This window comes from Micromonospora sp. NPDC047753 (assembly GCF_040642735.1).
Taxonomy (GTDB): domain Bacteria; phylum Actinomycetota; class Actinomycetes; order Mycobacteriales; family Micromonosporaceae; genus Micromonospora.
This window is the reverse complement of record NZ_JBEYSL010000483.1, coordinates 1-5138: the sequence shown is the minus strand read 5'-3', so window position 1 is coordinate 5138 and position 5138 is coordinate 1. Positions and strand designations below refer to the sequence as shown.

Below are 5138 nucleotides of genomic sequence, written 5' to 3'. Positions count from 1 at the left end.
GGCGTGGGGCGTGGGGCGTGGGGCGTGGGGCGTGGGGCGTGGGGCGTGGGGCGTGGGGCGTGGGGCGTGGGGTGTGGGGCGTGGGGCGTGGGGCGGGTTTGTGGTCCGTGCCTGTGTTCATCAATTCGTGATCGTCTGGGCCGTGTAGTCGGTTTGGATTTTCGGTGGGTAGGGCAATTAACGGTCACGACAGGAAGCACACGAACCGTGTGTCAGACATTCTTTGAAGGAGGGTGGCCGTGGAGCTCACCGTGTGGGGCATCATCACTGCGATCGTTGTTGGTCTCATCGTCGGCGCGCTCGGCCGCCTGGTCGTCCCGGGTCGGCAGAACATGCCGATCTGGCTGCACCTGCTGATCGGCGTCGGCGCCGCGCTGCTGGGCACCGTCCTGGCGCGGGCCATCGGCATCGCGACCGAGACGAGCGGCATCGACTGGGCCGAGCTGCTGGTGCAGGTGGTGGTAGCCGCGATCGCTGTCGCGCTGGTGGCCGGTGTGGGTGGCCGCCGCCGCGTGACCCGGTAACGACCTGGCATCATCTGGCGACACAGCACCACCGTAGGACAGCACGACTGAAAGAGCGCCCGGCCGAGAGCCGGGCGCTCTTTCGTGGTGAAAGGCCTGACTTCGGCCGGATGTTGGAGTGCCGGTCGTCGGGCCGCTGCGGTACGGTCGCCACGCTTCGGCCAGTCCCGCCCACTGTCGTAAAGGAATTCTCCGTACTAGGGTGCGGCGGAGAAGGTTAGTTCCAGGCGGCGCGAGGGGAGAAGTGGCGTGAACAGGTGGAAGCGGCTGGCCCCGGTCACCGCCATGGTGGCCTCGGCCGCGATGGTGCTGACCGGCTGTGGAGGGTCCGGCGACGACGCGGCCGACGACAGCAAGCTCACGGTCTGGATGATGGGTGAGGGCGGGGACGCGCAGAACTCCTTCCTCGACGGGGTCGAGGCCGAGTTCCGCCAGAAGCACCCCGACACCGATGTGGTCGTGCAGTACATCCCCTGGCTGGAGGCGCCCAAGAAGTTCCAGGCGGCGCTCGCCGGCGGTGAGGGGCCGGACATCACCGAGCTTGGCAACACCGAGACTCAGGGTTGGGCTGCCCAGGAGGCGCTCGCCGACGTGAGTGGTCGGATGGGCGGCTGGGCCGACGGCAAGGATCTGCTGCCAGACCTGGTGCGCAACGCTCAGCTCGACGGCAAGCAGTACGGCGTGCCCTGGTACGCGGGTGTGCGGGCGATCTACTACCGCACCGACTGGTTCGCCGAGGCCGGCGTGCAGCCCCCGAAGACCTGGGACGACCTGGTCACCGTTGCCAAGGCTGTGCAGGCGAAGAAGAAGGGCACCTACGGCATCGCCCTGCCCGGCAACTCCGAGCTGCCCTTCTACTCCTTCCTCTGGGGTGCCGGCGGTGAGATCGCCAGCAACCAGGGCGGCACCTGGAAGTCCGGTTACACCACGCCCGAGGCGCAGCGGGCCGTCAAGTTCTGGACCGACCTGGTGACGGTGCACAAGGTCGCCCCGCCGGCGGCGGCGGGTTGGAACGAGATCGACGCACGTACCCAGTTCGCCACCGGCAAGGCCGCGATGGCCTTCGCCGGTAGCTGGCAGCAGGGCGCCATCAAGAAGGACAACCCCGAGATCGAGAAGGTCTGGGGTACGTTCCCGATCCCCGGCCCGGACGGCAAGGCGGCGCCCGGTTTCGCGGGCGGCTCGGACGTGGCGATCTGGAAGGACAGCGAGCGGCAGGACCTGGCCTGGGACTACCTGACCGTGCTGCTGAACAAGAAGAACGCGCAGAGCTTCGCGAGCAGCCTCGGCTTCTTCCCCGTCTACCAGGACCTGGTCTCCGGTGACGCGTACGCGAACGACAAGGTGATGGCGTCGTTCGCCACCACGATGCAGAACACCAAGCTCACGCCGCTCACCCCGAAGTGGGTGGAGGTCAGCCGGACGAAGACGGTGACCCAGGCGATGAACAGCTCGGTCATGAAGGGTCAGAAGACGGTCGAGAAGGCTACCGCCGACGCGGCCGCCGAGATGGAAGGCATCTTGAACAGCAAGTGAGCCTACAGACCAAAAACCCGGAGACGTCCGCCGCGCGGGAGACCCCTGCGCGGCGGCGTCGCCGGGTGGACCGCCTGCCCTACCTGCTGCTCCTGCCCGCCCTGCTGATCATCGGAGTGCTGCTGCTCTGGCCGTTGGGCCAGGTGGTGGGGATGTCCTTCTACCGGCTGAACAGCGTCCGGCAACTGCGCGGCGATCGGGAGTGGCCGTGGGTGGGGCTCGGCAACTACGCCGACATTCTCTCCGACCCGTTCTTCCTGACCGTGCTGCGCAACACGGTCCTTTTCGCCGCGGCGAACGTGCTGCTCACCATGGTGCTCGGCACCCTGGTGGGGCTGCTGCTCAACCGGCTCGGTCGAAAGATGGCGACGTTCGTGGCCAGCTGCGTGATGCTCGCCTGGGCCACCCCGGCGCTGACCGGCACCATCGTCTGGAAATGGATCTTCGACGATACGAGCGGCCTGGTCACGTGGCTGTTCAACGCGTTGCCGGACGGGCTCTCGACCAGCCTGTTCGGGCGTAGCGACTGGACCGGTTACGGCTGGTTCAACTCGCCGCTGCTCTTCTTCGCCATCCTCACCCTGGTGGTGGTCTGGCACTCGTTCCCGTTCATCGCGGTGAGTGTGCTGGCCGGTCTCAAGAGCGTGCCGAGCGAGTTGCACGAGGCGGCCCGGGTGGATGGTGCCAGCCCGTGGCGGGTCTTCTGGAAGATCACGTTCCCGCTGCTGCGTCCGGTCTTCGGGATCCTGATCGTGCTCTCCACCATCTGGGACTTCAAGGTCTTCACCCAGCAGTTCGTGCTGGCCGGCGGCACCCAGGACCGGCCGACGTTCATGCTCGCCATCTACTCGTACGCCGAAGCCTTCTCCCCGCCGCCCAAGTACGGGCTCGGCGCTGCCATCGCGGTGATCCTCACGCTGATCCTGCTCGTGGTCACCGGCTTCTACGTACGGATGGTGCTCAGGCAGGAGGACGAGTCGTGAAGAAAATCGCCCTCAACGGCGCCGGGCTGTTGGTCGCGCTCTTCGCGGCGTTCCCGGTCTACTGGATGATCTCCACCTCGTTGAAGCCGAGCAACGAGATCTTCTCGGCCACCCCGCAACCGGTGCCGACCCATCCGACGTTGGCGCACTACCGGGAGATCCTGACCGGCAACCTGATCCCCGGTGTCAGCTTCCTGGACTTCTTCCTCAACAGCGCGCTGGTCGCCGTTTCCACTGTGGTGCTCAGCGGCCTGGTGGCGTTGCTCGCCGCGACCGCTGTGGCCCGGTTCCGCTTCAAGCTGCGGACCAGCTTCCTGATCATGCTGCTGGTGGTGCAGATGATCCCGCTGGAGGCGTTGGTCATCCCGCTGTTCCTGATGATCCAGCGGCTCGGGCTCTACAACACCCTGCCCAGCCTGATCCTCACGTACCTCGGTTTCTCGCTGCCGTTCGCGGTCTGGATGCTGCGCGGCTTCGTCGCCGCGGTGCCGAAGGAACTGGAGGAGGCGGCGGCGATCGACGGGGCCAGCCGGGCCCAGATCTTCCGCCGGGTGCTCTTCCCGCTGGTCGCGCCCGGCCTGGTGGCGACCAGCATCTTCTCTTTCATCACCGCGTGGAACGAGCTGATCTTCGCGTTGACGTTCATCAACGACCAGGGCAGTTACACCCTGCCGGTGGCGATGACCTTCTTCTTCGGTCGGGACGACACCAACTGGGGGCCGGTGATGGCCGCTTCCACCCTGTTCACCCTGCCGGTCATCATCTTCTTCCTGCTGGTGCAGCGCCGGATGGTCTCCGGCCTGGTGGCCGGCGCCGTCAAGGGCTGAGCCCGCGTCGGGAGGGCTGGGCGGTGCCAACCCGAAGCGGGGTGGACTGCTCGGCGGTGGACCGCCACTAGGCTGGCCGTCATGACGGGCAGGGTGGCAGCGGTGAACCTCGGCGTGGTGACCGAGGCGGAGTGGGCCGGCGATGCGAGCGGGCGCAGCGGCATCGACAAACGGCCGGTGGACGGCCCCGTGCCGATCCGCTTCGACGGGGTGGTCGGCGACTTCATCGGAGAGCGAGCCCATCACGGCGGCCCCGACCAGGCGGTCTACGCCTACGCGGAGGAGGACGCCGCATGGTGGGCGGCGGAGCTGGGCCGCGACGTCCGACCGGGTGGCTTCGGGGAGAACCTGTCCACCTACGCGGTCGACGTGACCGGCGCGGTGATCGGTGAGCAGTGGCTGGTCGGTTCGGCACTGCTCCAGGTCACCAAGCCACGTACGCCGTGCACCACCTTCGCCGGGTTCTGGGGCGTACCGGATCTGATCAAGCGGTTCACCGCCCGGGCGCTGCCCGGCGCCTACCTGCGGGTGCTGCGTGAGGGGGAGGTCGGCCCGGGCGACCCGGTCGAGGTGGTGGACCGGCCGGCGCACGGTGTGACCATCGGCGAGGTGTTCCGGGCGACCAGCCTGGAGCCGGAGTTGCTGCCTCGGTTGCTTGAGGCGGAGGACCTGCCGGAGTCGATCCGGGAGAAGGCCCGCCGCCGCCTCGCCGCCCGTGGCTAGCTGGTCGGCGTAAGCCCACGCGGCCGGCGACCGCCGGCGTCGACATGCGGAACGGCCCCCTGTCATCGCTGAGCGTGACGGGGGGCCGTTCTACGAGCAGGGATCAGCGGAGCCAGGGGATGTTGCGGTCGAGCAGACCGCGCTCCTTGAGCTCCTTGCGCAGCGGGATCTCGTCGTCGACGTACCCGTCCCAGTTGATGCCCCAGTAGTTGGCGGTGTGGGTGCCCTCACCGATCAGCTGGCGCTGCACCGGGGTGCGGTTGCGGTACCACTCGCCGTTCACGTCGGGGTGCAGCTCGTCCAGCGGACGGATCCACCGGTAGGTGTAGCCGACGAAGAGCATCTTGCGGGTGATGGTCGACAGGTTCGTCGACCGCGAGTGCCACTGCCGGCGGTCGAAGATGAAGGCGTCGCCCGGGTTGGCGGTGATCTCCACCGTGCCCTCCGGGTCGGGGTTCTGCACGGTCAGGTCCGCCGGCCGGGGCAGCGAGTTCTTCAGGTGGCTACCCGGGATGACCTTGGTGGCGCCGCGGCCGGTCTCGGAG

Annotated in this window: 6 protein-coding genes; 5 read left to right on the top strand and 1 reads right to left on the bottom strand. The window is 67.8% G+C overall.

The genetic code is table 11. From position 1 onward, the window contains the following. The first annotated feature begins 239 nt into the window (after positions 1–239). The 5 genes from ABZ749_RS29035 (at position 240) to ABZ749_RS29015 (ending at position 4593) form a co-directional block, all read left to right on the top strand. Positions 240–524 (top strand): GlsB/YeaQ/YmgE family stress response membrane protein, encoded by a 285-nt coding sequence (locus ABZ749_RS29035; RefSeq protein WP_099857898.1) that lies wholly within the window; start codon positions 240–242, stop codon positions 522–524. Positions 525–773: 249 nt separating this feature from the next. Next, a complete protein-coding gene (locus ABZ749_RS29030) occupies positions 774–2060 on the top strand; it encodes a sugar ABC transporter substrate-binding protein (protein ID WP_357207699.1) in 1287 nt (428 codons plus the stop codon). Beyond that, positions 2057–3043: a sugar ABC transporter permease gene (locus ABZ749_RS29025; RefSeq protein WP_357207702.1), complete on the top strand. Its 987-nt coding sequence runs from the start codon at positions 2057–2059 to the stop codon at positions 3041–3043. The genes ABZ749_RS29030 and ABZ749_RS29025 overlap by 4 nt, the downstream gene beginning before the upstream one ends. Next, entirely contained in the window at positions 3040–3870 is an 831-nt protein-coding gene (locus tag ABZ749_RS29020; protein ID WP_238678492.1) for a carbohydrate ABC transporter permease, read from the top strand. The genes ABZ749_RS29025 and ABZ749_RS29020 overlap by 4 nt, the downstream gene beginning before the upstream one ends. 81 nt (positions 3871–3951) lie before the next feature. Further along, entirely contained in the window at positions 3952–4593 is a 642-nt protein-coding gene (locus ABZ749_RS29015; protein WP_357233367.1) for an MOSC domain-containing protein, read from the top strand. A 103-nt stretch (positions 4594–4696) separates the two neighbouring features. Here ABZ749_RS29015 and ABZ749_RS29010 read toward each other — a convergent pair. Beyond that, positions 4697–5138: phytanoyl-CoA dioxygenase family protein (locus ABZ749_RS29010; protein ID WP_357233365.1), on the bottom strand; the 442-nt coding region annotated here is incomplete at its 5' end.